The sequence below is a fragment of the Actinophytocola sp. genome (assembly GCF_036002505.1).
Classification (GTDB): domain Bacteria; phylum Actinomycetota; class Actinomycetes; order Mycobacteriales; family Pseudonocardiaceae; genus DASYTH01.
This window is the reverse complement of the sequence record NZ_DASYTH010000294.1, coordinates 1-24,127: the sequence shown is the minus strand read 5'-3', so window position 1 is coordinate 24,127 and position 24,127 is coordinate 1. Positions and strand designations below refer to the sequence as shown.

General features: G+C 71.1%; 20 protein-coding genes and 1 pseudogene. 14 read left to right on the top strand and 7 right to left on the bottom strand.

The genetic code is table 11. The annotated features are described in order from the left end of the window. Positions 1-6 precede the first annotated feature (6 nt). From VGR06_RS25880 to VGR06_RS25865, 4 genes are all read left to right on the top strand, one after another. On the top strand, positions 7-1,977 hold the full coding sequence (locus VGR06_RS25880; protein ID WP_327561727.1) for an NACHT domain-containing protein: 1,971 nt from the start codon (positions 7-9) through the stop codon (positions 1,975-1,977). 213 nt (positions 1,978-2,190) lie between these two features. Beyond that, the gene (locus VGR06_RS25875) at positions 2,191-2,418 is read left to right on the top strand and encodes a hypothetical protein (RefSeq protein ID WP_327561726.1); all 228 of its coding nucleotides are present in this window, start codon (positions 2,191-2,193) and stop codon (positions 2,416-2,418) included. Positions 2,419-2,480: 62 nt separating this feature from the next. Further along, complete coding sequence (locus VGR06_RS25870) at positions 2,481-3,911, top strand: pyridoxal phosphate-dependent decarboxylase family protein (RefSeq protein WP_327561725.1); 1,431 nt, start codon at positions 2,481-2,483, stop codon at positions 3,909-3,911. A gap of 199 nt (positions 3,912-4,110) precedes the next feature. Further along, positions 4,111-4,956 (top strand): trypsin-like peptidase domain-containing protein, encoded by an 846-nt coding sequence (locus VGR06_RS25865; RefSeq protein ID WP_327561724.1) that lies wholly within the window; start codon positions 4,111-4,113, stop codon positions 4,954-4,956. A 59-nt stretch (positions 4,957-5,015) separates the two neighbouring features. On the opposite strand, the gene VGR06_RS25860 is transcribed toward VGR06_RS25865, so the two are convergent. The 3 genes from VGR06_RS25860 to VGR06_RS25850 form a co-directional block, all read right to left on the bottom strand. Then, on the bottom strand, positions 5,016-7,121 hold the full coding sequence (locus VGR06_RS25860) for an MMPL family transporter (RefSeq protein ID WP_327561723.1): 2,106 nt from the start codon (positions 7,119-7,121) through the stop codon (positions 5,016-5,018). A 106-nt stretch (positions 7,122-7,227) separates the two neighbouring features. Then, positions 7,228-7,893: a response regulator transcription factor gene (locus VGR06_RS25855; RefSeq protein ID WP_327561722.1), complete on the bottom strand. Its 666-nt coding sequence runs from the start codon at positions 7,891-7,893 to the stop codon at positions 7,228-7,230. Then, positions 7,890-9,044, bottom strand: a complete 1,155-nt coding sequence (locus tag VGR06_RS25850) for a sensor histidine kinase (protein WP_327561721.1) — start codon at positions 9,042-9,044, stop codon at positions 7,890-7,892. The genes VGR06_RS25855 and VGR06_RS25850 overlap by 4 nt, the downstream gene beginning before the upstream one ends. A gap of 170 nt (positions 9,045-9,214) precedes the next feature. On the opposite strand from VGR06_RS25850, the gene VGR06_RS25845 reads away from it, so the two are divergent. Genes VGR06_RS25845 through VGR06_RS25835 form a run of 3 tightly spaced genes read left to right on the top strand, consistent with a single transcriptional unit; the run spans position 9,215 to position 11,589 of the window. Next, positions 9,215-9,709: an SRPBCC family protein gene (locus VGR06_RS25845; protein WP_327561720.1), complete on the top strand. Its 495-nt coding sequence runs from the start codon at positions 9,215-9,217 to the stop codon at positions 9,707-9,709. A 60-nt stretch (positions 9,710-9,769) separates the two neighbouring features. Beyond that, positions 9,770-10,429 (top strand): response regulator transcription factor, encoded by a 660-nt coding sequence (locus VGR06_RS25840; RefSeq protein ID WP_327561719.1) that lies wholly within the window; start codon positions 9,770-9,772, stop codon positions 10,427-10,429. Continuing rightward, the gene (locus VGR06_RS25835; protein WP_327561718.1) at positions 10,426-11,589 is read left to right on the top strand and encodes a GAF domain-containing sensor histidine kinase; all 1,164 of its coding nucleotides are present in this window, start codon (positions 10,426-10,428) and stop codon (positions 11,587-11,589) included. Before VGR06_RS25840 ends, VGR06_RS25835 begins: the two co-directional genes overlap by 4 nt. Before the next feature lie 587 nt (positions 11,590-12,176). Here the strand turns inward: VGR06_RS25835 and VGR06_RS25830 are convergent. Continuing rightward, positions 12,177-12,572, bottom strand: a pseudogene (locus VGR06_RS25830) (hypothetical protein); the annotation flags it as partial. Positions 12,573-12,805: 233 nt separating this feature from the next. On the opposite strand from VGR06_RS25830, the gene VGR06_RS25825 reads away from it, so the two are divergent. Genes VGR06_RS25825 through VGR06_RS25815 form a run of 3 tightly spaced genes read left to right on the top strand, consistent with a single transcriptional unit; the run spans position 12,806 to position 15,456 of the window. After that, positions 12,806-14,782 carry a cellulase family glycosylhydrolase gene (locus tag VGR06_RS25825; protein WP_327561717.1) on the top strand — a complete coding sequence of 659 codons (1,977 nt, stop codon included), beginning with the start codon at positions 12,806-12,808 and terminating at the stop codon, positions 14,780-14,782. A gap of 24 nt (positions 14,783-14,806) precedes the next feature. Beyond that, positions 14,807-15,073 (top strand): hypothetical protein, encoded by a 267-nt coding sequence (locus tag VGR06_RS25820; RefSeq protein WP_327561716.1) that lies wholly within the window; start codon positions 14,807-14,809, stop codon positions 15,071-15,073. Beyond that, positions 15,070-15,456, top strand: a complete 387-nt coding sequence (locus VGR06_RS25815; protein WP_327561715.1) for a hypothetical protein — start codon at positions 15,070-15,072, stop codon at positions 15,454-15,456. The genes VGR06_RS25820 and VGR06_RS25815 overlap by 4 nt, the downstream gene beginning before the upstream one ends. On the opposite strand, the gene VGR06_RS25810 is transcribed toward VGR06_RS25815, so the two are convergent. From VGR06_RS25810 to VGR06_RS25800, 3 genes are read right to left on the bottom strand one after another with little or no spacing between them, the layout of a single operon-like run. Continuing rightward, on the bottom strand, positions 15,453-16,682 hold the full coding sequence (locus tag VGR06_RS25810) for an RNA polymerase sigma factor (RefSeq protein WP_327561714.1): 1,230 nt from the start codon (positions 16,680-16,682) through the stop codon (positions 15,453-15,455). The genes VGR06_RS25815 and VGR06_RS25810 overlap by 4 nt on opposite strands. Then, positions 16,670-17,002 carry a YciI family protein gene (locus VGR06_RS25805; RefSeq protein WP_327561713.1) on the bottom strand — a complete coding sequence of 111 codons (333 nt, stop codon included), beginning with the start codon at positions 17,000-17,002 and terminating at the stop codon, positions 16,670-16,672. The genes VGR06_RS25810 and VGR06_RS25805 overlap by 13 nt, the downstream gene beginning before the upstream one ends. A 35-nt stretch (positions 17,003-17,037) precedes the next feature. Beyond that, a complete protein-coding gene (locus VGR06_RS25800; RefSeq protein WP_327561712.1) occupies positions 17,038-17,793 on the bottom strand; it encodes an NUDIX hydrolase in 756 nt (251 codons plus the stop codon). 330 nt (positions 17,794-18,123) lie between these two features. On the opposite strand from VGR06_RS25800, the gene VGR06_RS25795 reads away from it, so the two are divergent. The 4 genes from VGR06_RS25795 to VGR06_RS25780 form a co-directional block, all read left to right on the top strand. Beyond that, positions 18,124-19,362, top strand: a complete 1,239-nt coding sequence (locus VGR06_RS25795) for a 5'-methylthioadenosine/S-adenosylhomocysteine nucleosidase (protein ID WP_327561711.1) — start codon at positions 18,124-18,126, stop codon at positions 19,360-19,362. 79 nt (positions 19,363-19,441) lie between these two features. Further along, positions 19,442-21,610 carry a serine/threonine-protein kinase gene (locus tag VGR06_RS25790; protein WP_327561710.1) on the top strand — a complete coding sequence of 723 codons (2,169 nt, stop codon included), beginning with the start codon at positions 19,442-19,444 and terminating at the stop codon, positions 21,608-21,610. A gap of 14 nt (positions 21,611-21,624) precedes the next feature. Continuing rightward, complete coding sequence (locus tag VGR06_RS25785; RefSeq protein ID WP_327561709.1) at positions 21,625-22,917, top strand: VWA domain-containing protein; 1,293 nt, start codon at positions 21,625-21,627, stop codon at positions 22,915-22,917. Beyond that, on the top strand, positions 22,904-24,127 hold a 1,224-nt coding region (locus VGR06_RS25780; protein ID WP_327561708.1), incomplete at its 3' end, for a hypothetical protein. The genes VGR06_RS25785 and VGR06_RS25780, both read left to right, overlap by 14 nt.

The following is a 24,127-nucleotide window of genomic DNA, read 5'->3' as shown; positions in this document are numbered from 1 at the left end:
TCGACCGTGGAGCCGCGCGACAAGGCCACCGACATTTGGCGGATGCCCGGTCCGGACCGGTCTGGTCGCGCCCCCACGGTGTTCACGTCTCCGCTTCGGTCGTTCCTCGTCGATCTGGCCGCCGACGTGCGCGAGAAGACCGAGACGCAGCTTTCCCTCATCGTGGGTGAACGCGGTCAGGTGGTCCCGTGGGAGGTGATCTCCTCTCAGGATCACCCGGTCGGGCGCGGCCCGGAGGACTTGGCGCGATTGTTCACCGAATGCCGGCAACTCGTCGTCGTCGGCCCGGCCGGTTCCGGTAAGACCGTCATCGCGATGCAGCTCAAGCTGCTGCTCGCGCCGGGCGCGCCCGGACAACCGGTTCCGGTCCGGTTTCCGCTGGCCTCGTGGAATCCGCACGCCATGAGCCTGCGCACCTGGATGGCGCGGTTTCTTCGGGAGCTCTCCCCGGACGCCACCGCGGCGGTTTCCGACGACGGGTTGGTCACCGCCATCAAACGGGGTTCCATCCTGCCGTTGTTCGACGGGTTCGACGAGATCAGGGAGCTGTCGCAGCCCGATGCCGAGGCGGCGATCCAACTCGCCGTCGGGGCCCTGCCCGCGATTCTCACCTCGCGCCCGCTGACCAGTCTCGGCGACGCGACCTATCCGGATCTGCCGAACACGACTGTCGTCCGGCTCCGGCCGGTGACGCAGGAGGACACCGCGGAGTATCTCCGCGCCGTCATCCGCCGGCCCGGCGAATCGTGGACCGCGCTGGTCGGCGCCCTGACGCCCGGGTCGGATTCGCCGCTGGCCATGGCCCTGTCCTCGCCGCTGATGGTCTCGCTGGTGCGCGGGATGTACTCCGCACCCGCCCGCGAGTACGGCGATGTGTCGCAACTCCTTGATACCGCTGCGTTTCCTGACCAGGTGTCGATCGAACGGCACCTGTTGCTGCAGGCCGTGCCCGCGGCCTTCGCGCGGGCGCAGGTGGCGCCGGACGGTGAGCCGGTCGACCGGACCGCGCCGCGGGACGCCGAACGCTGGCTCAGGTTTCTTGCCGCCGGCGTGCGCACGCACGGCCAGATCGCGTTCTGGGTCGTGGCGAGGCTGGCCCCGAAGCACCGGCCCGCTCTGGTCGCCGCCCTGACCGGTGGTGCGCTCATCGGCCTGCTCGCCGGTCCGTTTCCGATGCTCGCGATCGGAATCGAGTCGTGCCTCATTCTCGGAGCCTGTTTCGGTGTCAGCTTCGGATGGGCCTATGCGGAGGGCCGGCGGCGGGAGTACGAGGAGGGAACCCGGACCGGATACGGCGGCCGGATCCGCGGAACAGATCCGGACCTGCGTACGTTTCTCCGGCGTTTCGGAGTCACCCTGACAATGTCTCTGCTGTCCGTTGCGGTCGCGGTCGGCCTTGGATCGCTGTTATGGCGCTCTGGCTCCACATTCGCCGGTCTGGACTTCTCCGGCGGTGCGCTCGGCCGGGTTCTCATGCTCCTGCCGGTGGGTGCGATCGGCACCACCCTCATCGGCTACGCGGGCGGCACCCTCACCGCGATGGTCCTGCGCTCCTTGCCGAAGATCGACATGACCCGAACCGGCGCGCGGGCCCGCACACCGGCCGAGGCGGTGCGCAAAGACCGGAACGCCACCCTGATCATCGGTGCGCTGGCCTGGCTGGTGCACGGGGTGATCATGGCCGCGCTGTTGTTCGTCGTCTTCGGCGCCGGAGGGGTCGTCCCGGGCCTGCTCAGCGGCGCCGCGGCGGCCGTCACCGCGGGCACGATCTTCACCTTCTGGGCCCGCTACCGTCCGGCACACGCGTGGCTCGCCCTTCGGGGCCGCCTGCCGTGGCGGCTGATGGACTTCCTCCGCGAGGCTTACCTGCTCGGTGTGTTGCGGCAGAACGGGAACTTCTACGAATTCCGGCACGCGCGTCTCCAGGAGTGCCTGGCCGAGGCGTACCACACCGGCCGGGGGTTGCGGCGGCGCTGACGGAGTCCCTGACACTGCGGCCGCACCTGGTGACGTGAGCGACGGGTGTGGCCGCAGGGACTCCCGGGGCGACCGGAAGTGCGATGAACGACGCTTTCATCACGCCCAGCGCGAGGAAAGACGCATTCATCGCACCCGACCGGGTGAGGTGTTCCGTGGCGTGCCGGAGGCGATCGTGGCGCAGGCCGCCCATCTGCGCGCATTCTCAATGTGGTGGCGCCGAAGACGCTGCGCCGGGACTACCTCGGGGTGGTCGTGCCGGACACCGGGGTGGGTGACACCGAGGGCCGGCTCCCTCGACTGGCGAGCCGGTTGATCCTGCGTGGCCTGCACCCCGACGCCCCCGACCTCACCGAGGTGACGACCTGCCGGGCCGAGGCACTCTGGCGGGCAGCCGGCCGGATGCGGGTGGTACCGCGGCACGTGCGGTACAACGGCTGAGCAGTCCACTTTCGGGGAATTGGCCGGCGACAGCGGGGGAGTGGCCGGCTAGCGTTCGGGTCGTGCACTCACGACTTGCGGATGATCTGGCGCGGTTGCCGGAGTTGTTGGCGTCCACTCAGGACTTGGCGGGACGGGTGCTGAGCGGGCTGCATGATCGGCCGGTGGCGGCGAAGGTGAAGCCGCTTGAGCCGGAACCGTTGCCGCACCACGGGGTTGGGTTGGACGGGGCGCTGGCCCGGTTCGGGGAGCGGTGGGAGGGTGGGTTTTCGGGGAGTGCGGGGCCGCGGTATCTGGGCTTCGTGACCGGTGGGGCGACGCCGGCTTCGGTGGCGGGGGACTGGTTGACGAGTGCGTATGACCAGAATGTGGTGACCCGGCTGGACTCCTCGGCGGTGGAGCTGGAGCGGGAGACCGTGCGGTGGCTGGCGGAGCTGCTCGGGATCGCGGGGCACAGTGGGATGTTCGTGACCGGTGCGACGATGTCGAACTTCGTGGGGTTGACGCTGGCCCGGGAGTGGCTGGGGGAGCGCAGCGGTGTTTCCGTTGCGCGGGAAGGGGTTGGTGTACTCGGCGACGTTGTCGTGCTGTCCGGGGCGCCGCACTCGACCGTCTACAAGGCACTGTCGATGACCGGGCTCGGGCGGGACCGGATGCGGCGGGTGCCGGTGCTCGATGGACGGGAGGCCGTCGACGTGGCGGCGTTGCGGGCCGAGCTGGAGCGGGTGGGGCGGCCGGCGGTGGTGGTGGCGAACGCGGGAACGGTGAACACCGGGGACTTCGACGATCTGCGGGCGGTCGCGGCGCTCAAGGAGAGCTTTCCGTTCTGGCTGCACGTGGATGCGGCGTTCGGCGGGTTGGCGGTGCTGTCGCGGGAGCATGCGCCGCTGCTGGACGGGCTGGCGGAGGCCGACTCGGTGTGCGTGGATCTGCACAAGTGGCTCAACGTGCCGTATGACGCGGCGGTGCAGTTCAGCCGGCGGCCGGACCTGCAGGTGGCGGTGTTTCAGAACGCGGCTGCGTATCTGGGTTGGGAGCGGAGCTTGCGGAGCGACCCATCGGACACTGCCCTGTCGCCGAGGGACGAGGCGACAGGGTTTCCGGGCGAGGACCCGGATCCGGTGCACCTGACCCCGGAGAGCTCGCGGCGGTTGCGGGCGCTGGCCGCGTGGTTCTCGCTGACCGCGTACGGGGTCGACGGGCACCGGGAGATCGTGGAGCGGGACATCGCCTGCGCGCGGCGGTTCGGGGCGGGGCTGGCGCGGATTCCGGGGGTGCGGCTGCTCGCCCCGGTGCGGCTCAACGTGGTGTGCTTCGCCGTCCCGGGCGACGTGGCCGCGGTGGCCGAGGCCGTCGCGGAGACCGGCGAGGCGTTCCTCACCACGACCGTGCACGACGGCGTCCCGGCGTTGCGGGCGGCGTTCAGCAACTGGCGCACCGAGGACTCCGACGTGGACCGCGTGCTCGCGGCGCTCGGTCGCGTCCTCGGCTGACTTCCGGTAGTGCTCGTAGATACCAATCCGACCAGAAGCAGGCCGTTCCGGTATGCGCGGGCCGTGACTTCGGCTGGCCTGCTTCTGGTCTTCTTGGTAAGTGTCAACGGGTAACTTCCCGACTTCCGGCCGTGTTGTTCGCGAGGCCGGTGGTCACACGCTCGTGGGTGACGCGACCCGTCGACGAAAGGGATGTGCCGTGACCAGACGATTGTGGGCCCGGGCGCTGCGCGGAGCGGTGCTGACCGGGGCGTTTGCCGGGCTCGTGCTCGGCGCCGGCGCCGGCCAGCCGGCCGTGGCGGCCCCCGCGATCAACGCGGTGGACTTCACCGGGATCGTGGCGCTGAGCAACTGCTCCGGCTCGGTCGTGCGCACGCCGAACGCCGTGTCCACCGACCGCGCGCTGGTGATGTCCAACGGCCACTGCTTCCGGCTGCTGAACGCCGGCGAGGTGGTGCAGAACCTGTCCTCCACCCGGACGTTCTCGCTGCTGAACTCCGCCGGTACGGGCACGCTCGGGACGCTGCGGGCCGACCGGCTGCTGTACGCGACGATGACCAAGACCGACGTGTCGATCTACCGGCTCACCATCACCTACGGCCAGCTGCAGTCGCGGTTCCCCAGCACCCGGCCGCTCACCTTGTCGACCGTGCACCCCACCGCCGCCGAACCCATCCGGGTGGTCTCCGGCTTCCACCGGACGATCTACTCGTGCAACATCGACGGGTTCGTGTTCCAGCTCCGTGAGGACCGGTGGACCTGGCAGGACTCGGTCCGGTACACCCCGGCGTGCATGACCATCCCCGGCACCTCCGGCTCGCCGGTGATCGACGCCAACACCAACCAGATGGTCGCCATCAACAACACCGGCAACGAGGACGGCCAGCGCTGCACCCTGGACAACCCGTGCGAGGTCGACCAGAACGGCACCGTGACCGTCCGCGAGGGCATCAACTACGCCCAGGAGACCTTCTACATCGCTCCCTGCATCGGCCCCGGCAGCGTGATCAACCTGACCGCCGCCGGCTGCGGCCTTCCCCGGTAGAAATGCGATGAAGGGGGCCTTCCTCACCCCCAGCGTGAGGAAGGCCCCCTTCATCGCACTCAGGCGCTGACCGGTGACGGTGCAACCCTGAGCACGGCCGCGGCCCGGGCGGGCAGCCACCAGTTCCACTTCCCGAGCAGGCTGACCAGCGTGGGGACGAGCAGGCAGCGCACGATGGTGGCGTCGACGAAGATCCCGGCGCCGAGGCCGGTGGCGAGCACCTTGACGTCCACCACCGGCGCGGTGGACATGGCCACGAAGGACAGCAGCAGGATCAGCGCGGCGCTGGTGACCAGCCGGCCGGTGCGGCTCAGCCCCTCGACCACGGCGTCGTCCGTGGTGTGCCCGGCGTCGTAGGCCTCCCGCATGCGGGCCAGCAGGAACACCTCGTAGTCCATGGACAGCCCGTAGAGGAACGCGAACACCATCAACGGGATCCAGGTGCTGAGCGCGCCGGTGCCGACGACGCCCCACAGCGACTCGCTGCCGTGGCCCTGCTGCCAGACCAGCACCATCACGCCGAACGCCGCGCCCAGCGAGACCAGGTTGAGCAGCACCGCCTTGGCCGGCAGCAGCAGCGAGCGGAACGCCCGGGCCAGCAACAGGAACGTGACCAGCGACAGGATCAGCAGCATCCACGGGAACGTGCCGTACAGCGCCGACCGGAAGTCCAGGTTGACCGGACCGGAGCCGGTCACCCCGACCACGTTCGCGTCACCGGCCGCCGAGCCGCGCACGCGCGCCACGGTGTCCTGCCCGGCCGCCGAGCCGGCCTCGTCCCGCGGCAGCACGGTGACCAGCGCGGTGCCCTCCCGGGCCTGCCCGGTCGCCGTCGCGGTGACCACCCCGGGCACCTCCGCCAGCCGCCGCGCGACGTCGCCGGCCGCGCTTTCCTTGGCCAGCACGGTCATCGGGGTGAGCACGCCGCTGCGCACGCCGCCGTTCGTCAGCGTGTTCAGGGCGTCCCGGGCGGGCCCTTGTGCGGCCAGCGAGTCGGAGTGCGGCGCGCCGAGGTGGATGCCGGCGACCGGCGCGGCCAGCGCCAGCAGCGCGGCCAGGCCGAGGATCGCGGCCGGCCAGCGCCGCCGCACGGTCAGCCTGGCCCACGCGGTCCAGCCGCGGCTGGCCGTCCGCTCGTTGCGGATCCGCGGCCAGTCCAGGCGCGGGCCGACCGTGTCCAGCAGCACCGGCAGCAGCGTCACCGCGACCGCCACGGACGCCAGCGGAATGAGCGCACCGGCGAAACCCACGCTGCGCAACGCCGGGATGGGCAGGAACACCAGCGTCAATAGTCCAATTGCGACGGTCAGCCCGGAGAACACCACGGCCCGGCCGGCGTGTGCCATGGCCCGCCGCACCGCCTCGCGATTGTTCGCGCCGTGTGACCGTTCCTCGCGCCAGCGGGTGGTCACCAGCAGCACGTAGTCGATGGCCACGCCGAGACCCACCAGCGCCACCACGAACTGCGCGATGAAGCTGATGTCGGTGAGGTGCGTCAGCCCCAGCATGAACAGGAACGTGGTGAGGATGGAGATCGCCGCCATCAGCACCGGGAGCAGCGCCAGGAAGCTGGCGAACACGAACGCGAGGACGGCCAGCGCGCCCAGGCCGCCGATCAGCGTCTCGGCCAGCACGCCGTTGCCCGACCGGCCGGAACCGGCCTGCGCCAACGGGTTCAGGCCGGTGACGCCGACCTGCCAGCCGTCCGGCGCGGCCGCCCGCACGGCGCTCTCCAGCGCCGGCGCCAACGTGCTGCCCGAGTCCGGGTTGCCCGGCGGCAGGTAGGCCAGCGCGAACGTGCCGCGCCCGTCGCTCGTCAGGAAGGCGCGGTCGTGCGTCGTGGTGTAGTCCACGATCTGCACGCCGCCGACCTGCCGGGCCGCGGCGAACACCCGGGCCAGATCGCTCGTGACGGCCGGCGAGTCGACGGTCTGTCCATTCGGGACGGTCAGGGTGATGATGTCCGGATCCTGGCCGGCGCCAATGTGGTAGGTGTTCGCGACGTGCACCGACGTCTCGTAGGCCGGCGAGCCGGGCGCGGTGAACGTGGTGGCGAGCCGGCTGGTCGTGGTCGACGCGGTGGCCGCGCCGGCGGCCGCGAGCAGCACCCAGAACAGCGTGACCAGCAGCCGGTGGCGGAGCACGAAGTCGGTGATTCGAGTCATGCGAGAACCGTAGAAATCATTGCGCCGCACCGAATCCGTTCAACCGCGACAATCGGGTAGGCAATCGCGCGCAGGGTTCGCAGCTTCGACTACGCCGCTCGACGTACTACTCGCCCGGGGTCACCAGATGCGTCTCGTACGCCAGCACGACGAGCTGCGGCCGGTCCCGCACGTCCAGCTTGGTCATCGCGCGGCTGACGTGGGTGCGCGCGGTGGCCGGGCTCATGTGCAGGTGCCGGCCGATCTCGTCGTTGGACAGGCCGCGGCCGACCAGCGCCACCACCTCGCGCTCCCGGCCGGTGAGCACGGCGAGCCGGCCGGTGTCCGGCGCGGTGCCGGCCGGTCGGGTGGCGAACTCGGCGATCAGGCGTTTCGTGACGCTCGGCGAGAGCAGCGCGTCGCCGCCGGCCACCACCCTCACCGCCCGGCGCAGGTCGTCCGGGTCGATGTTCTTCAGCAGGAACCCGCTGGCGCCCGCGCGCAGCGCCTCGAACACGTACTCGTCCAGCTCGAACGTGGTCAGCATGATCACGTGCACGCCCGGCGCCCGGTCGTCGGCGACGATCTTCCGGGTGGCCGCGAGGCCGTCCAGCACCGGCATCCGGATGTCCATGAGGATCACGTCCGGCCGGGCTGAACGGGCCAGCTCGACGGCCTCGGCGCCGTTCTCCGCCTCGCCGACCACCTCGATGCCCTCGGCGCGCTCCAGCAGGACCCGAAACCCGGCCCGGACCAGGCTCTGGTCGTCAGCCACCACGACCCGGATCGTCACCCCGGCAGTGTGCCAGCCGGAAGCCGCGCCTGGACGCGGAAACCGCCGGCCGGACCGGCGCCCGTGGCCAGCTCTCCACCGACGGCCGCCGCGCGTTCGGCCATGCCGATCAGCCCGTGACCGCCGGTCTGCCCGCCGTTCGGCCGGACCACGGCGCCCGTGCCGTCGTCGGTGATCTCGAGCCGGACGGCGTCGTCGGTGTAGCCGATGCGGACCGTGGCGGTGGACGCGTGGGCGTGCCGGACGACGTTGGTCAGCGCCTCCTGGACGATCCGGTACCCGGTCAGGTCCACGGCCTGCGGCAGGGTGCGGAGGGTGCCGACGATGTGGAGTTCCACCCGCAGCCCGGTTTCCCGGGTCGCCGCGACGAGTTCGTCGATCTGGTCCAGACCGGGCGCGGGCGCGCGCGGCGCTGACTCGTGGTCACCTTTGCCGCGCAGCACGCCGACCACAGCAGCCAACTCTGTCATCGACTCGGTGCTGGCCGAGCGGATCGCCTCGAGCGGGCCGCGCAGCTCCGGTGGGTAGTCGGCGAGCCGGTCCACCGCCACGCCGGCCTGCACGGTGATCACCGAGATGGTGTGCGCCATGACGTCGTGCAGCTCGCGGGCGATGCGCAGGCGTTCCTCGGTGACCCGGCGCTCGGTCTCGAGGTCGCGGTCGGCCTCCACCCGGCGCAGCCGCTCGCGGACCTCGGTCAGCCATGCGCGGCGGGTGCGCAGCGCCTCGGCCAGCAGCACGACCGCCACCATGAGCGAGGCCACCTGGCTGAACTCGGCGAGCACGGCCTGCAGGTCCACCGCGGGTTTGAGCCCGGCGACCAGCAAGCCGGTGAAGCTGAAGAAGCTCAGTACGCCGATCGACCACCAGCGGTAGCCGGCGGAGGCGGCCAGGTAGAGCACGATGGCCAGCGGGATCGCCGGGGACATGCCGGGGAAGCCGGAGGTGTAGTAGCCGAGCAGGAGTACCGCGGTGGCCAGCAGCGCGCCCAGCGGCCAGCGCCGGTACGCCAGCAGCGGCAGCGCCATCGACGCGCCGATCAGGTAGGCGACCCAGGTGACCGGCCGCGAGTCCGGCTCGTCGGCGAAGCGCACGGCGAGCACGTCGATCGCCATCGCCGCCAGCGTGAGCGCCACAACCCGCCAGTTCATGGCCCCAAACTAGAAGGCCGCGGCGGCTGCGCACATCCGTTCCGCGCCGTACCCCGGGTACGCCCGCGGACGTAGCCGTGACGAATTCCCGCGAAGCTCGGTAGGCGCTCACTGTGAACGTGGTCCGGTCGGCTGCTGTCCTTGAGTACACAGCGGACTGGGAGGAATTGATGAGCAGCGAACCGATGGCGACCGGACAGGTGACGATCAAGGCGAGCCCGGACGAGGTGTACCGGATGATCAGCGATCCGACCGTGATGGTCGGGTTCTCCGAGGAGCTCTTCAAGGTCCGTTGGCTGCGCGGAGCGACCGGCCCGGAGGTTGGAGCCCGGTTCAGCGGCTCCAACCGAAACGGCCGGCACCGCTGGGTGACCACCTGCCGGATCACCGACGCCGAGCCCGGGCGGCGGTTCGCCTACGAGGTCCGGACGCCGTTCGGGGTGCCGGTCGCGCGCTGGCAGTACGACCTCGTGGCGGACGGCGACGGCTGCACGGTCACCGAGACCAACTGGGCCCGGGTGCCGGGCTGGTTCATCCCGATCGCCATCCTGATCACCGGCGAGCCCGATCGCCCCGGCGTCAACAAGCGCAACATCGCCACCACCCTGGGCCGGCTCAAGGACCACCTCGAGTCCCAGCGCGCCGAAACCGCCCGCGCAGCCTGAGGTTCCGGCACGGTGAAGTCGCGGGCTGACATTCGGTAACCGGGCCCGTATGGTCATTTCATGGCGGAAACGCCGGTGCGCATCGTTCTTGTGGACGATCATGAAATGGTCCTGCAGGGTTTGACGTCGATGCTCATGCCGTTCCGTGACCGCGTCCGCGTGGTCGGGCAGGCAACCGGCGCGGACCAGGCGGTGCGGCTGGTGAGCGGCCTCAACCCGGACATCGTGCTGTGCGACGTGCGGCTGCAGGGCGCCAGCGGGCTGGACCTGTGCCAGCGGCTGATCGAGCTCGACCCGTCCCGCCGGGTGGTGCTGCTCAGCGTGTACGACGACGAGCAGTACCTGTTCCAGGCGCTGCGCGTGGGCGCCTCCGGGTACCTGATCAAGCAGATCACCGGCGTGGAGCTGGTCCGCCAGCTCGAGCTGGTGCGCGCCGGCGAGCGGGTGATCGACACCGCGCTCGCCGGGCGGGCCGTGGACACCGCCGCGCGCCTGGCCAGCGGTGAGTTCTGGCCCGGCGCGCGGCAGGGGCTCACGCACCGGGAGAGCGAGGTGCTCTCGTTCATCGTCACCGGCGTGTCCAACCGCGGCATCGCGCAGCGCCTCGTCGTCGGCGAGGAGACCGTGAAGAGCCACCTGCGCTCGATCTACCGCAAGCTCGAGGTGTCCGACCGGGCCGGCGCGGTCGCCGTCGCGCTGCGCGAGGGAATCTTCCGGTGACCACGGATCTCTCCCGGGAGAACGCCCTGCTGCTGGCCATCATCCAGGCCACCTCGGAAGGCCCCGGGGTCGAGCCGCTGGCCGCCGCGGTGGCCCGGCTGATCGCCGGCGCGACCGCCACCGACGCCTGCTTCGTGCACGTGCTCGACGACGCCGGCCGCTCGCTCACGCTGGCCGGCGCCACCCCGCCGTTCGACGTCGCCGGCCGGATCCAGCTGCCGCTCGGCACCGGGGTGACCGGGTGGGTGGCCAGCCACCGCCGCCCCGCGGTCATCGTGGAGAACAAGGAGGCGGACCCGCGGTACCGGCCGATCCCGGCGCTGCGTGGCTCCGAGTTCACCTCGATGGCCTCGGTGCCGATGGAGAGCGACGTGGCCGGGCTGGTCGGTGTGCTCAACGTGCACACCCGGCGGCGCCGCCAGTTCACCGAGCGGGACCTGCGGCTGCTCACCATGATCGGCCGCCTGGTGGCCGGCGCGATTCACCAGGCCCGGCTGCACCGCCAGCTCATCGGGCGCGAGCGGGCGCACGAGCGGTTCGTCGAGCAGGTCGTCGCCGCGCAGGAGGCGGAGCGGCGCCGGCTCGCGGGGGACATCCACGACGGGATCTCGCAGCGGCTGGTCAGCCTGGGTTACCACCTGGATGCCGCGGATCGCACGGTGGCCGAGGATCCCGGGTACGCCGCGGAGCAGATCGTGCTGGCCCGCCGGCTCACCGACCTCACGCTGGACGAGGCACGCGCGGCCATCGGCGGTTTGCGGCCGCCGGTGCTCGACGACCTGGGGCTGGCCGGCGGGCTGGCGTCGCTGGCCCGGTCGATGCCGGAGTTGGAGGTCGTGCTGGAGCTGTGCGACGACCGGCTGCCGGAGCACATCGAGGTGGCGCTCTATCGGATCGCCCAGGAGGCGCTGCAGAACGTGCAGAAGCATGCCGGCGCGCACTCGGCGCGGCTCAACTTCGGGGTGTCGCAGGAGGTGGCCCGGCTCGAGGTGCGCGACGACGGTGTGGGGTTCCGGCCGGACGAGCCGGCGTCGGGCTACGGCCTGGGGAGCATGGCCGAGCGGGCCGAGCTGATCGGCGGGAACCTGGAGGTGCGCTCCCGGCCGGGCGCGGGCACGAGCGTGATCGCGCTGGTTCCGGTCGGCGGCAGGGGCTGCTGATCGTATACGATGTGCCCGGTTTCCTCGTTGTAGTCGGCGATCGCGGGAACCGGGAGGGCGCGGGGGAGCGGGCACGGGCGGCCCAGGTGCGCCTCGAACTCCCCCGGGAACCGGTCGAGCGCACTCGCCACGAAGCCGGTGCCGAGCCGGGCCAGGGTGTCCAGCTCGCGCCAGGTGCCGTCGCCGCGCTCGATCGCGTCCAGGCAGAGGACCACCGGCTCGGCGGCGGTGAGCCGGGCGAACGCGAGCGTGGCGGCCACCGGGCACGCCGAGTCGTCGTACACCACCAGGCCGCCGGGGTCGACGGCGTCGTCAAGTTGTTCCCCGGTGAGGACTTCCCCCGTCGTGCCGGCGAAGACGGCTTTCACCTGCCGACCCGGTGCCAGCCCGCCGGCCAGCAGACCGGCCAGCAGGCGCGGTGTCAGGCCGACCGGCAGCTCACCCACCGCTGGACGGCATACATCACCGGAGACGGTGAACACGGTTGTGGACGGGTGACAGCCGGTGCGCAGCAGTTCCGGCATCGTGGACAGCGTCTCGAGGTCGAGACACGCCGGCGCCTCGTCCTTGATCACGACCTGGAGCCGGACCGGGCCGAGCACGCCGGCCGCCGTCAGCTCATCGAGGGCGACCAGCAGCCGGGCGATCTCCAGCTCGAACCGCCGCCGGATCACCAGCAGCCCGGCCCCGGCGCCGGCCGCGTACGCGGCGATCGCCAGCCCTTCGAGCACCTGGAACGGGTTGCGGCGCAACAGGTGCCGGTCCCGGAACGACCCGGGCGCGGCCTCGGTCGCGTCGGCGATCACCGTGGCGGCCGCCCGCGGGACGCCACCCAACCCGGCCGCCCGCAACTCCGCGGCCACCCGCTCCCGGGGCCGGCGCCGGGCCGCCGCGAGGCCCTGGCCGCCGCCGATCTCCTGGTATTCGGTGAGCGTGGCCACCGGTTCGGTCAGCGCGAGGATTCGTTCCGTGCCGACGACCATCGCGCGACCTCCCCGGAGGTACCCGCCGGCCCCGCCCGCCAGCGGCCGATCTCTTCGACATTAGTGGTGGGCCGGGCGCTGTCTTCCCCTCACCGGGGTAGACGAGGGGTTACGGCGCCGGCGGCCCAAGGTGGTGAACTGAACCGGTTCTCTTGTGCCTTGACAGTGCGCTGGCGGCACTTCTACGGTCAGCCTACTTATTCGGTTCAGCTCCCGTAGGCGTGGGATGAATCATGCGCATCGTCAGCGTTCTGGCCGCGGTGTCCGTTGTGGCGATCGGCATGGGAGGGGCCGTCCCGGTGGTCGCCGGCTCCGAACCGGCCGCCGGCAGCGGCTTCGTTACCCGGCAGGGCAAGGATCTCCGGCTGGACGGCAAGCCGTTCCGGTTCGCCGGGAGCAACAACTACTACCTGATGTACAAGTCCCGGCTGATGGTCGACGACGTGTTCGCCGACGCGCAGGCCGCCGGCTTCAACGTGCTGCGCGCCTGGGCGTTCCTGGACATCGGCAACGCCGACGGCTCGAACTCGATCCGCGGCAAGGCGGACGGCGTCTACCTCCAGTACTGGAACGGCACCGCGCCGGCCTACAACGACGGTCCGGACGGGTTCCAGCGGATCGACTACCTGCTCGACTCGGCACGCCGGCACGGCATCAAGCTGGTCATCGGGCTGACCAACAACTGGAACGACTTCGGCGGCATGGACCAGTACGTGCGCTGGGCCGGCGGGTCGTTCCACGACGACTTCTACTCCAACCCGGTGATCCGCGGCTGGTACCAGGACTACATCAGCCACGTGCTGAACCGGGTCAACTCGATCACCGGCGTCGCGTACCAGGACGATCCGACGATCATGGCGTGGGAGCTGGGAAACGAGCCGCGCTGCCTGTCCGCCGGCGCCTACCCGCGCTCGCCGAACTGCACCCCCGCGACGCTCACCAGCTGGGCCGACCAGATCAGCCGGCACATCAAGTCGGTCGACCCGCGCCACCTGGTCGGCATGGGCGACGAGGGTTTCTTCTGTGACAACCCTTCCGACCCGGACTGGACCCGCAACTGCGGCGAGGGCGTGGACACGCTCGCGTTCGGCCGGCTGCCGGCGATGGACCTGCTGTCGCTGCACCTCTACCCGGACGGCTGGGGCAAGGACCTGCCGTGGACCTACGACTGGATCCGCCGCCACGTCCGCGAGGCCAACGCCATCGGCAAACCCGTGCTGTGGGGCGAGTTCGGCTGGCTCACCAAGTCCACCCGGAACACCGTGTACAAGACCTGGACCGACATCTTCGACCAGGAGGGCGGCGACGGCTGGCTCTACTGGATCCTGTCCGGCATCCAGGACGACGGCACGCCCTACCCCGACTTCGACGGCTTCACCGTCTACTGCCCGACCCCGGTGTGCCAGACGTTGTCCAATGCCAAGGAGGAGCTCGTTGGCGCCCAACGCTCCCGCCCGCCCGTGGCCGACCACGACACCGCCGTCGTCGAGTTCAACCAGCCCGCCGCGCTCACCCCCGCCGCCAACGACGTCGCCTACCGCACCTACCTCCAACCATCCACAATAGACCTCGATCCGGCGTTGACCGGCCAGCAGCGCACGGTTTCCGTGGCCGGCGGCTCGTACACGTTGACCACCAGCGGCACCGTCGCCTTCGCCCCCACCCCCGGCTTCGCCGGTAAAGCCACCGCCCACTACACCATCCGCGACGCCGCCGGCCGAACGTCCAATGTGGCCGATCTGATCGTCACCGTGAAACCCGACCCCACCGCCGCCATCCCCCTCGCCACCTTCGAAACCGGCACCGAAGGCTGGGCCCCCGGCAACTGGCTCCCCGACGCCGGCACCGTTTCCCAGACCCCCGGCTTCCACCCCGAAGGCTCCTTCGGCCTCCACCTCGACGTCACCGCCCCGCACTGGTTCGGCCTCAACCTCCCCGAACCCCGCAACCTCAACGGCAAAACCCAGGTCCGCTACGACCTCCGCACCGGCCCCAACGGCACCGCCGTCGCCCTGGCGCTCCAAACCGGCCCCAGCTTCACGTGGTGCCAAAGCTCCTTCCCCTTCATCCAGCCCAACACCACCACAACCATCACCGTCGACCTCCTCACCGACTTCTCCTGCACCCCCGACACCCTCACCGACATCCGCGCCCTCTACCTCTTCTTCAACCCCGGCACCTACGACATCGACAACCTCCGCGCCGAGTGACGTCGGGTCCACTATGATGGCATCATGAGTAAGACGCGGCAGATCTCGATCACCTTGCCCGAGGACCTCATCGACACCATCAAGGCGGCGGTCGAACGAGGCGAGGCACGGTCGGTGTCGTCCTACATCGCCTCGCGCCTGGCTCCCGGCGTGATCATGGACGCCCTGTTCGCCGAGTGGGATGCCGAGCGTGGTGCGCCCGGCAAGGAGGTCGAAGAGTGGGCCGAGCGCGAGCTCGACCGCGCGTTCGCTGAACAGGCACGGCTCAACCGTGGCGGTAATGCTGCGTGAACTCGCAAGTTCTGGTGTTGGATGCCGGAGCGTTGATCGGAGTCGACCGCCGGTCAGCGCACGTCCAGGGACTGCTCAAGCGCGCCCGGCTCCGCGGAGCGTCGATCTTCGTTCCTGCGGCCGTGGTTGCCCAGGCTGTTCGGGGTGGTGGGCGGCAGGCGAATCTATGGAACTTCCTGGCGGACTCCTCCCTGCGCTTCGTCAGTCTCGACTATCCGTCTGCCCTGGAAATTGGTGCGCTGCTCGGCCAGAGCGGCACCGCCGATGTCGTGGATGCGGCGGTGATCGTTTCTGCTCGCCGTCTCGGTTACTGCCCGGTCGTCACATCCGATCCGGAAGATCTGCGAAAGATCGATCCCAGCGTGCCGCTCATCACGATCTAGTCGGCTTGCTCCAGACACTCGGCTAGGCGGCGGGTGAGGTAGCGGCGTTCGGGGTCGGTGTGGGCTTGGGCTAGGGCTTCATGGTAGGCGGTGGCGGCTTCGGGGTGGCGGCCCAGGCGGCGGAGGAGGTCGGCGCGGGTGGCGGGGAGAAGGTGGTAGCCGGGGAGTTGGCCGGTGAGGGCGTCGACGAGGGGGAGGGCGGCCGCTGGGCCTTCGGACATGGACACCGCGACGGCGTGGTTGAGGCAGATGACGGGGGTGGGGGTGAGGGCGAGCAGGCGGGTGTAGAGCGCGGTGATCTGGGGCCAGTCGGTCGATGCCGCGTCGGGTGCGTCGGCGTGGCAGGCGGCTATGGCGGCTTGGATCTGGTAGGGGCCGCGGGAGCCGTGCGTGGCGGCGGTTTCCAGGAGTGTGCGGCCTTCCGTGATCGCGGCGGCGTCCCAGAGCGATCTGTCCTGATCGGACAGTGAGACGAGATCGCCGGCGGCGTCGATGCGGGCGGCGCGGCGGGAATGTTGCAGGAGGAGCAGGGACAGCAGGCCGAGGGCTTCGGGCTCATCGGGCATCAGGCGGGAGAGCATGCGGCACAGGTGGATGGCTTCGGCGCAGAGGTCGGGGCGCAGGGGGTCGGGGCCGGAACTGGCCGCGTAGCCCTCGGTGAAGAGGAGGTAGAGGACGCCGAGGACGCCGGTGGTGCGCTCGGCGAAGAGGTGTGCGGGTGGGACGCGGTAGGGGATGCCGGCGGTGCGGATCTTGCGTTTGGTGCGGACGAGTCGTTGGGCCATCGTGGATTCCGAGACCAGGAAGGCGCGGGCGATCTCGGCGGTGGTGAGGCCGGTGAGCGTGCGCAGGGTGAGTGCCACCCGACCCTCCAGGGAAAGGGCCGGGTGGCAGCACGTGAAGATCAACCTCAGCCGTTCGTCGGGGAACGGGTCGACGTCGCCGCCGCTCGCGTCATTCAGCATCGCGAGCTCGCGGAGCTTGGCCGACTCGGTCGCCGAGCGGCGCAGGACGTTGAGGGCGCGGTTGCGGGCGGTGGTGGTGAGCCAGGCGCCCGGGTTGGCCGGGATACCGTCGCGCGGCCAGCGTTCCAGCGCCCGCGCGACGGCGTCCTGCGCGCATTCCTCGGCCAGGTCCCAGTCTCCGGTCATCCGGATCAGGGTCGCCACGACCCGGCCCCACTCCTGGTGGAACGCCGAGGTGATGGCCGCGGTCAGTCCGTCCACAAGGGACGAATCTCCAGCGATCCCAGCGCGGCGACCGGGTGTTTGGCGGCGACCTCGATGGCTTCGTCGAGGTTGGCGCACTCGAGCAGGTCGAAGCCGAGGATCTGCTCGTTGGTCTCGGCGAACGGTCCGTCGCTGGCCAGCATCTCCCCGTTGCGAACCCGCACGGTGGTCGCGCTCGCCGACGGCCGCAACCGGTGGCCTTCCAGGCGCACCCCGCGGCGGTCCATCTCCTCACCCCACAGCACGCCCGCCTTGTAGTCCTCCTCGCTGAACTCGCCCTCCGGCTCGACCCCGCACACCAGCATCAGGTAACGCATGTCGCTCCTGTCGTCTCGTGAAGATCCTGACACCCCTACGACACCCGGGAGCGCCGCCGATCGACATTCTGCGGAACCGGATTCGCCGGGCGCAGGATCGGCGGGTGCATCAGCGCGGCCGGCCCGCGGCGGTACAGCGCGGCCGGCCGGCCGCCGTCGCGGGAGGTGCGTTCCCCGGTGGGGACCAGGAAACCGGGTACGCCGGTGATCTTGCGGTGGAAGTTGCGCGGATCCAGCGGGTGGCCCCAAACGATCTCGTAGACCCGGCGCAGCTCGCCGATGGTGAACTCGGGCGGGCAGAACGCGGCGCCCAGGCTGGTGTACTCGAGCTTGCCGCGGGCCCGCTCGACGGCGTCGGCGACGATCGTGCGGTGGTCGAACGCGATCGCGGCGCCCCGGCCGAGGACGTGCTCGACCGGCACGAAGCGGGCGGCCCGGGCGTCCCCGCCGGCCCGGGGGAGCGGCAGGTTCGGCATCAGCGCGAGGTAGCAGACGGTGATCACCCGCCCGCGCGGGTCCCGGTCGGGGGCGCCGTAGGTGCGCAGCTGCTCCAGATGCAGCTGCTCGGCCGAAAGTCCGGTCTCCTCGGCCAGCTCGCGCGCGACCGCGGCGTCGAGGTCCTCCCGCCGGGATTCGAGGAAACCGCCGGGCAGCGCCAGCATGCCGCGGAACGGCTGGATGCCGCGCTCGACCATGAGGATCTGCAACAACTCCGCGCGCACGGTGAGCACCGTGAGGTCGACGGCCACCGCGACCATGGGAATCCGCCAGTCCTTGATGTCGTCGGCCATGTCGCCACCGTAGCTTCTCGTCATATTGACATCAACCCCGCGAGGGAAGTACACTTCGTTTATTCGCGTCAGTGTGACGAAAAGAGCCATCATGCGAATTACCTGCTCGCTGTCGCTCGCCGTCAAATTGATCATTCTGGTGCTCATCACCGGGTTGATCACCGGGTTCTATCTGGGGAACAACCTGCCCTTGGGCTAGGCGGGGGACGGGTGGGCCGCCGGGTGGGATTCGTTCCGGCCCGTGTGGGGTGGGCCGGAGAGGCCCGCCCGGTCGGCCCGGCCAGCGCTTCCGGTACAGAATCCCCGACATTGGGCTAAGGTGAGCGAGCCGTGGCCGAGCATGTTCCCGTTGCCGTTGTCCTGACCGCGCGCCAGGTCGAGTTCGCGGCATTTCGAGCGTATCTGAGCAATGTCGAGGAGCTGTTCCACCCGCAGGGAACGGCGTTCTGCGTCGGCGATCTGCCGGGTGGCCGGCGCCGGGTTGCGCTGGCCGAGATCGGGGAGGGCAACAACGGCGCCGCGGTGCTGACCGAGCGGGCGATCTCCTTCATCCGGCCGGAGTTGCTGGTGTTCGTCGGCATCGCCGGGGCGCTCATGGACGATATCGAACTCGGCGACGTGGTCGTGCCCACCCGTATCTACCTGCTGCTGTCCGGCACCGTGGCGGACGACGGATTCCACCGCCGGCCGCGTACCTGGCAGGTCTCGCACGCGCTGGACCAGTTCGCCCGGCACGTGCACCGGGAACGCGCCTGGCTCGCCGGTTTGCCCGGGCCGCCGCCGGAGGTGCATTTCCGGCCGGTCCTGGCCGGCGAGCTCGTACTGGACGCGCGCGACACGATGCTCGCCCGGCAGATCCGGGAGCACTACAACGACGCGGCCGCGATCGAGATGGAAAGCGCCGGAATGGCGCACGCCGCCTATCTCAACCAATCGCTGCCGTCGATCGCGGTCCGCGGAATCAGTGACACCGCCAGCGGCGACAAGGAGGAGACCGACAAGGCCGGCTGGCAGCAGCGGGCCGCGCGCAACGCGGCCGCGTTCGCCGCGGCCCTGCTGTCCGGGTTCCCCGGGGCGGCTCCGGCGAACGCCACCCCGGCGCTCCGGGTGGCGATCGCGGAGCTGGCCGCGGCCGAGCAGGCCGTGGAGGAGCTCTACCGGACCGTGCACGACAAGATCGCCAAACCGGGCCTGCCGCCGGTGGCCGTCCGCACGCCGGAGCTGGCCGGCCGGCTCGACGACCTGGACCGGTTGGCCCGCGAGAACGGCCGGCTGACCGACGAGCTGTCCGGGCTGGAACGGGACATTGCGAGCGCGCGCACGGAGATCGAGGAGCTGTACGCCCGGGCGGCCGGCCTGCTCGAACGGCGCCGCGAGCTGCGCGGCCGGCTGGAGATCCACCTCGCGCTCGCCGTCCGGCTGGGCGTCGCCGAGGCCGAGGAGGTCGGTGCCCGCTACACCCGCGCCCGCGAGCTGCTCTGGACCAAGCCGTGCGACCTGCGCGCCGCGACCCGGGCCGTGCACGACTACCAGCGCGCCGTCACCGCCCGGCGGGAGGCCGCCCAGTGACCACGTCCTCGGCGAGTCGTACGTTCCGGCACGCGAGTCGTACCGTCCGGCAACCGAGTCGTACGTTCCGGGAGGCACCGTGAGCGCGTGCCGGCATCCGGGGTGCACCGGGACGTATGAGGCGGACGGGTACTGCGATGTGTGTGGGCGGAAGGAGTTGTGGGCCGCTGCGGTGCCGGTGCCGGAGTCGGGTTCGTCGCGGCGGCGGGTGTCGTCGGCGCAGACCCGGCTCGGTGCGGGGCTGGTGGAGCTGGCGCCGGTGGCGCGGCGCGATCCGGTCTCGGCCGTACAGCACGATCCCCGCGTGCCGGAGCACCGCAGGGTCTGCCGCACCTGCCGCAAGCCGGTCGGGCGGTCGCGGGACGGGCGGCCGGGGCGGGACCGCGGGTTCTGCCCGGTCGACGGCACGCCGTTCTCCTTCGTGCCGGCGCTGGCCGAGGGCGACCTGGTGGAGGGCCGCTACGAGATCCGCGGCTGCCTGGCCTACGGCGGCTTCGGCTGGATCTACCTTGCCCGGGACGGAAAACTCGGCGACACGCACGCCGAGCGCTGGGTCGTCCTCAAAGGACTGATCGACGTCAACGACCCGGACGCGGTCGCCTCCGCGGTGAACGAGCGGCGGTTCCTGGTCGAGGTGGACCACCCGGGCATCGTCAAGATCTACGACTTCGCCCGGCACCCCGACCCGCACACCGGGACGATCGTCGGCTACCTGGTCATGGAGTACCTCGGCGGCCGGTCGCTGCAGGACATCCACACCACGCAGCCCGGCCCGCTGCCGCTGACCACGGTGCTCACCTACGGCCTGGAGATCCTGGCCGCGCTGGGCTACCTGCACGACAACGGGCTGCTGTACTGCGACCTCAAGCCGGACAACGTGATCCACGTCGGGGACGCGCTCAAACTGATCGATCTCGGTGCGGTGCTGCGGATGTCCGACCGGGAGGGCGCGGTGTTCGGCACGGCCGGCTACCAGGCGCCGGAGCTGGAGCGGCCGGACGCGCCGGCGGATCCCACGGTGGCGTCGGACATCTACACCGTGGGCCGCACGCTGGCCGCGCTGAGCCTGCCCATCGAGGGGTTCGGCACGCGGCACCGGCACAGCCTGCCCGACCCGGCCGAGGCGCCGCTGCTGGCCGACGAGGAGTCCTACCACCGGCTGCTGCTGCGGGCCACCCATCCGGATCCGCTGCGGCGGTTCGGGTCCGCCGAGGAGATGCGCGAGCAGCTGCACGGTGTGCTGGCCGAGGTCGTGGCGTCCACAAAGGACGATGCGCGACTCCGGGCACCCATGTCCGCCCGGTTCACCCCGGAGCGGCGGGCGTTCGGCACCGGCGCGGGCGCGGTGTCGGTCAACGGCCACACCGAGATTCCGGTGGACTGGACCACGGTGCCGCAGTGCCTGCCCACGCCGCTGGCCGACCCGGCCGACCCGAGTGCGAGCCTCCTCGCCGCGCTCAGCGCCGCCGAACCGGACGAGCTGGTGGGCACCCTGCTCGCCGCCCCGGTGCGCAGCGAAGCCGTGCAACTGCGCCTGATCGACGCCCGGGCCGCGGCCGGCGACGTGCCCGGCGCCCGGGCCGAGCTCGCCGCACTGTCCATCAAGGACTGGAGAGTCGCCTGGTACAGCGGCGTGGTGGCGCTGGCCGGCGGCGAGCCGGACATGGCGCGGCAGGCGTTCCAGGCGGTGTACGACGCGCTGCCCGGCGAGCTCGCGCCGAAGCTGGCGCTGGCCGCCGCGGCCGAGTGGGGCGGCGACGACGCCCGGGCCGGCTCGCTCTACGAACGCGTGTGGCGCACCGACATCGGTCATGTCAGCGCGGCGTTCGGCCTGGCGCGCGTGCTGCGCCGGGCCGACCGCCGCAAGGACGCGGTCGCCACACTCGAGGCGGTGCCGGAGTCCTCCAGCCAGTACGTGCTGGCCCGGGTGGCCGCCATCCGGGCCCGGCTCGATCCCGGCCGGGTGACCCGGTCCGACTTGAACAACGCCACGAAACGGTTGCGGGACTTGAAGATGGACATCGAGCGGCAGGCCCGGCTCACCGTCGAGGTGCTCACCGCGAAGCTGAACTGGACACTGAGCGGGCTGGAGGGGCCCGATGGCCCGGACCAGGAGTTCGACGAGGTCCGGCTCAGACGTGAGCTCGAGCGGGCCTACCGGAACCTGGCCAAGCTGGCCGAGGATCCCGAGGTCCGGTCCGGCATGGTGGACCGGGCCAACCGGATCCGGCCGAAGACGCTGTTCTGAGGGGACTCGCCGCGATGAGCCAGCCGATCACCTTCGACGTGACCGTCTACCAGAACGAGTACCTGCCGGCGGGTGAGCGGGTGATGGACGCGCTGGTCTCGGTGACCGCCACCGGGCGGATGGCGGCACTCCCCAGTGCCGCCCAGGTGATCATGCTCGACCGGTCGAGCTCGATGGCCGGGGCGCGGCTCGTCGAGGCCAAGCGGGCGACCACGGTGGCCCTGGACGCGCTGCGGGACGACGTGGCGTTCGCGATCGTGGCCGGCAACGCCGAGGCCACCATGGTGTACCCGGCGGAGCCGCGGATGGTGCCGGCCACCGCGCGCACCCGGGAGGCGGCCCGGGCCGCGGTCGCCCGGCTGGAAGCCCAGGACGGCACCGCCATCGGCACCTGGCTGGCGCTGGCCAACCAGCTGCTGGCGGGGGAGCGGGCGGAGATCAAGCACGGGATCCTGCTCACCGACGGGCACAACGAGCACCAGACAGCCGAGGATCTGCGGCGTGTCCTGGAGGACTGCCGGGGCCGGTTCGTCTGTGACTGCCGCGGGGTGGGCGACGGATGGGAGGCCAAGCCGCTGCTGGAGATCGCCGACGTGCTGCTCGGCTCGGCGGCCGGGCTGCGCGAGCCGGCCGAGCTGGCCGAGGACTTCCGGGCGGTCACCGGCGTGGTGATGGGCAAGGCCGCGGCGAACGTGGTGCTACGCCTGTGGACGCTGCCGGACGTGCGGGTCCGGATGCTCAAGCAGGTGCACCCGCGGATCGTGGACCTGACCGGGCGGGGGGTCGTGGTCGACGCCCGCAACGTCGACTATCCGACCGGGCAGTGGGGCACCGAGACCCGCGACTTCCAGCTCTCGCTGGACGTGCCGGCGGGCGCCCTGGACGAGGAGATCAGGGCCGCGAAGGTCGGCATGGTGACCGGCGGGCAGGCCTCCGACGGGCGGCTGGTGCGGGTGCGCTGGACCGCGGATCCCGCGCTGTCGACGAAGATCAACCCTCGGGTCGCGCACTACGCCGGCCAGACCGAGCTCTCCGAGGCCATCGAGGACGGCATCGCCGCGCGGGACGCGGGCGACGAGGACGCCGCCACCGCGAAACTGGGCCGGGCGGTCCAGCTCGCGCACAACTCCGGGCACGAGGTGACGCTGCGGGTGCTGTCCCGGGTGGTGGACGTGGTCGACGCGCCGTCCGGCACCGTTCGGCTGCGCCCGGACATCGCGCCGGTGGACACCGAGCTGGCCGAGCTCTCGTCCCGCACCACGGTCGGGATGCGCCGGCGGAGCGGAGGCAACGGTGTCTCCGCTTGACACGGTTCCGCCGGTGGTGCCGCTGACCACGTCCAGCCCGGGGATCTCGGTGCGGCGGCGGGTGCTGCGCTGGGCCCGGCGGACCGAGGGCCGGCTGGCACTGTTGCTGGTGCTGATGGTGGTGCTGGGCGTCGCGGCCGGTGCCGCCGGGTTCTCCGCGGTCCGGGATCGCGTCAGCCGGCTGGACGGCGTCCAGGAGGGAAGCCAGCTGCCAGCACTGCAGCTGTACGTCAATCTGGCGAACGCCGACGCAACGGTGTCCGCGGCGTTCCTTTCCGGCGGCGCCACGGCGGACGAGCTCGGGAGGTTCCGCTGGTACATCACCGAAGCGACGAAGGCGCTCACGAAGGTGGCCGCGGTCAGCCGCTCGTCCGACGTCAGCATCCTGTCCACCGAGCTCCCCCTGTATGCCGGCCAGGTGGAGGACGCCCTCCTGGCCTACAACCGGCCGGGCGTCTCGCCGGAGGTGTCCAGCCGGCTGGCTGACAACTACATCCGTGAACCGGCGATCAAGGCTCGGACGGCCATGCTGCCCCCTGCCCGGTCGCTGCACGAGGAGGAGCTCGTCCGGCTGTCGTCGGCGCAACGTGAGGTCGCCGCCCTCCCCTGGCTCGCCCTCGGCTTCGGCGCACTGCTGATCGCCTGCCTGATCGCCGTCCAGATCCAGCTCACCCGGCTGACCCGTCGGCGCCTCAACCTGTACCTGCTCGTGGCCACTGCCGCCGCCTTCGCCGCCGTCACCTGGCTCGGCGTCGCCTCGACGCTCGCGGCCAGCCACAGCGAGGTGAGCCGTCGGGACGGCACGGCCCAGATCACGGTGCTCGCCGCGACGCGAGTCGCTGGCCTGCAGGCCCGCTCCGACGAGGCCATGATCCTGATCGCGAACGACAACGGCCCCAACGATTTCGTTAGCTTCTACTACAACAACATGACAGTGCTCACCGCTGCTTTCGCTCAGGCGTCAGCCGTGGCTGCCCCGCAACCCGAAACCTGTGGCGTCGTGGAAGCCGCTCCGGACCCCCTGTGGTGCTGGCTCGGTGCGCACCTCCAGCTCCAGGACTTCGTCCGGGCCGGCCAGACGGCTGGAGCGGTCGCCCTGCTGAGCGGTCGCATCACGGACCTGTCCAGGAGCATCGATGACCAGCTCACTGCGTCCATCGGCCAGGCGACTGAACGCCTCGCTACCCATGCCGAGGCTGCCCGGGAGGCT

Excerpts from the sequence above, each read along its gene's own strand:
- VGR06_RS25820 (WP_327561716.1), top strand. The coding sequence starts at position 14,807 with ATGAGTAAGACGCGGCAGATCTCGATCACCTTGCCCGAGGACCTCATC.
- VGR06_RS25785 (WP_327561709.1), top strand. The coding sequence starts at position 21,625 with ATGAGCCAGCCGATCACCTTCGACGTGACCGTCTACCAGAACGAGTAC.
- VGR06_RS25800 (WP_327561712.1), bottom strand. The coding sequence starts at position 17,793 with ATGGCCGACGACATCAAGGACTGGCGGATTCCCATGGTCGCGGTGGCC.
- VGR06_RS25825 (WP_327561717.1), top strand. The coding sequence starts at position 12,806 with ATGCGCATCGTCAGCGTTCTGGCCGCGGTGTCCGTTGTGGCGATCGGC.
- VGR06_RS25850 (WP_327561721.1), bottom strand. The coding sequence starts at position 9,044 with ATGAACTGGCGGGTTGTGGCGCTCACGCTGGCGGCGATGGCGATCGAC.
- VGR06_RS25805 (WP_327561713.1), bottom strand. The coding sequence starts at position 17,002 with ATGCGTTACCTGATGCTGGTGTGCGGGGTCGAGCCGGAGGGCGAGTTC.
- VGR06_RS25860 (WP_327561723.1), bottom strand. The coding sequence starts at position 7,121 with ATGACTCGAATCACCGACTTCGTGCTCCGCCACCGGCTGCTGGTCACG.
- VGR06_RS25845 (WP_327561720.1), top strand. The coding sequence starts at position 9,215 with ATGAGCAGCGAACCGATGGCGACCGGACAGGTGACGATCAAGGCGAGC.
- VGR06_RS25840 (WP_327561719.1), top strand. The coding sequence starts at position 9,770 with ATGGCGGAAACGCCGGTGCGCATCGTTCTTGTGGACGATCATGAAATG.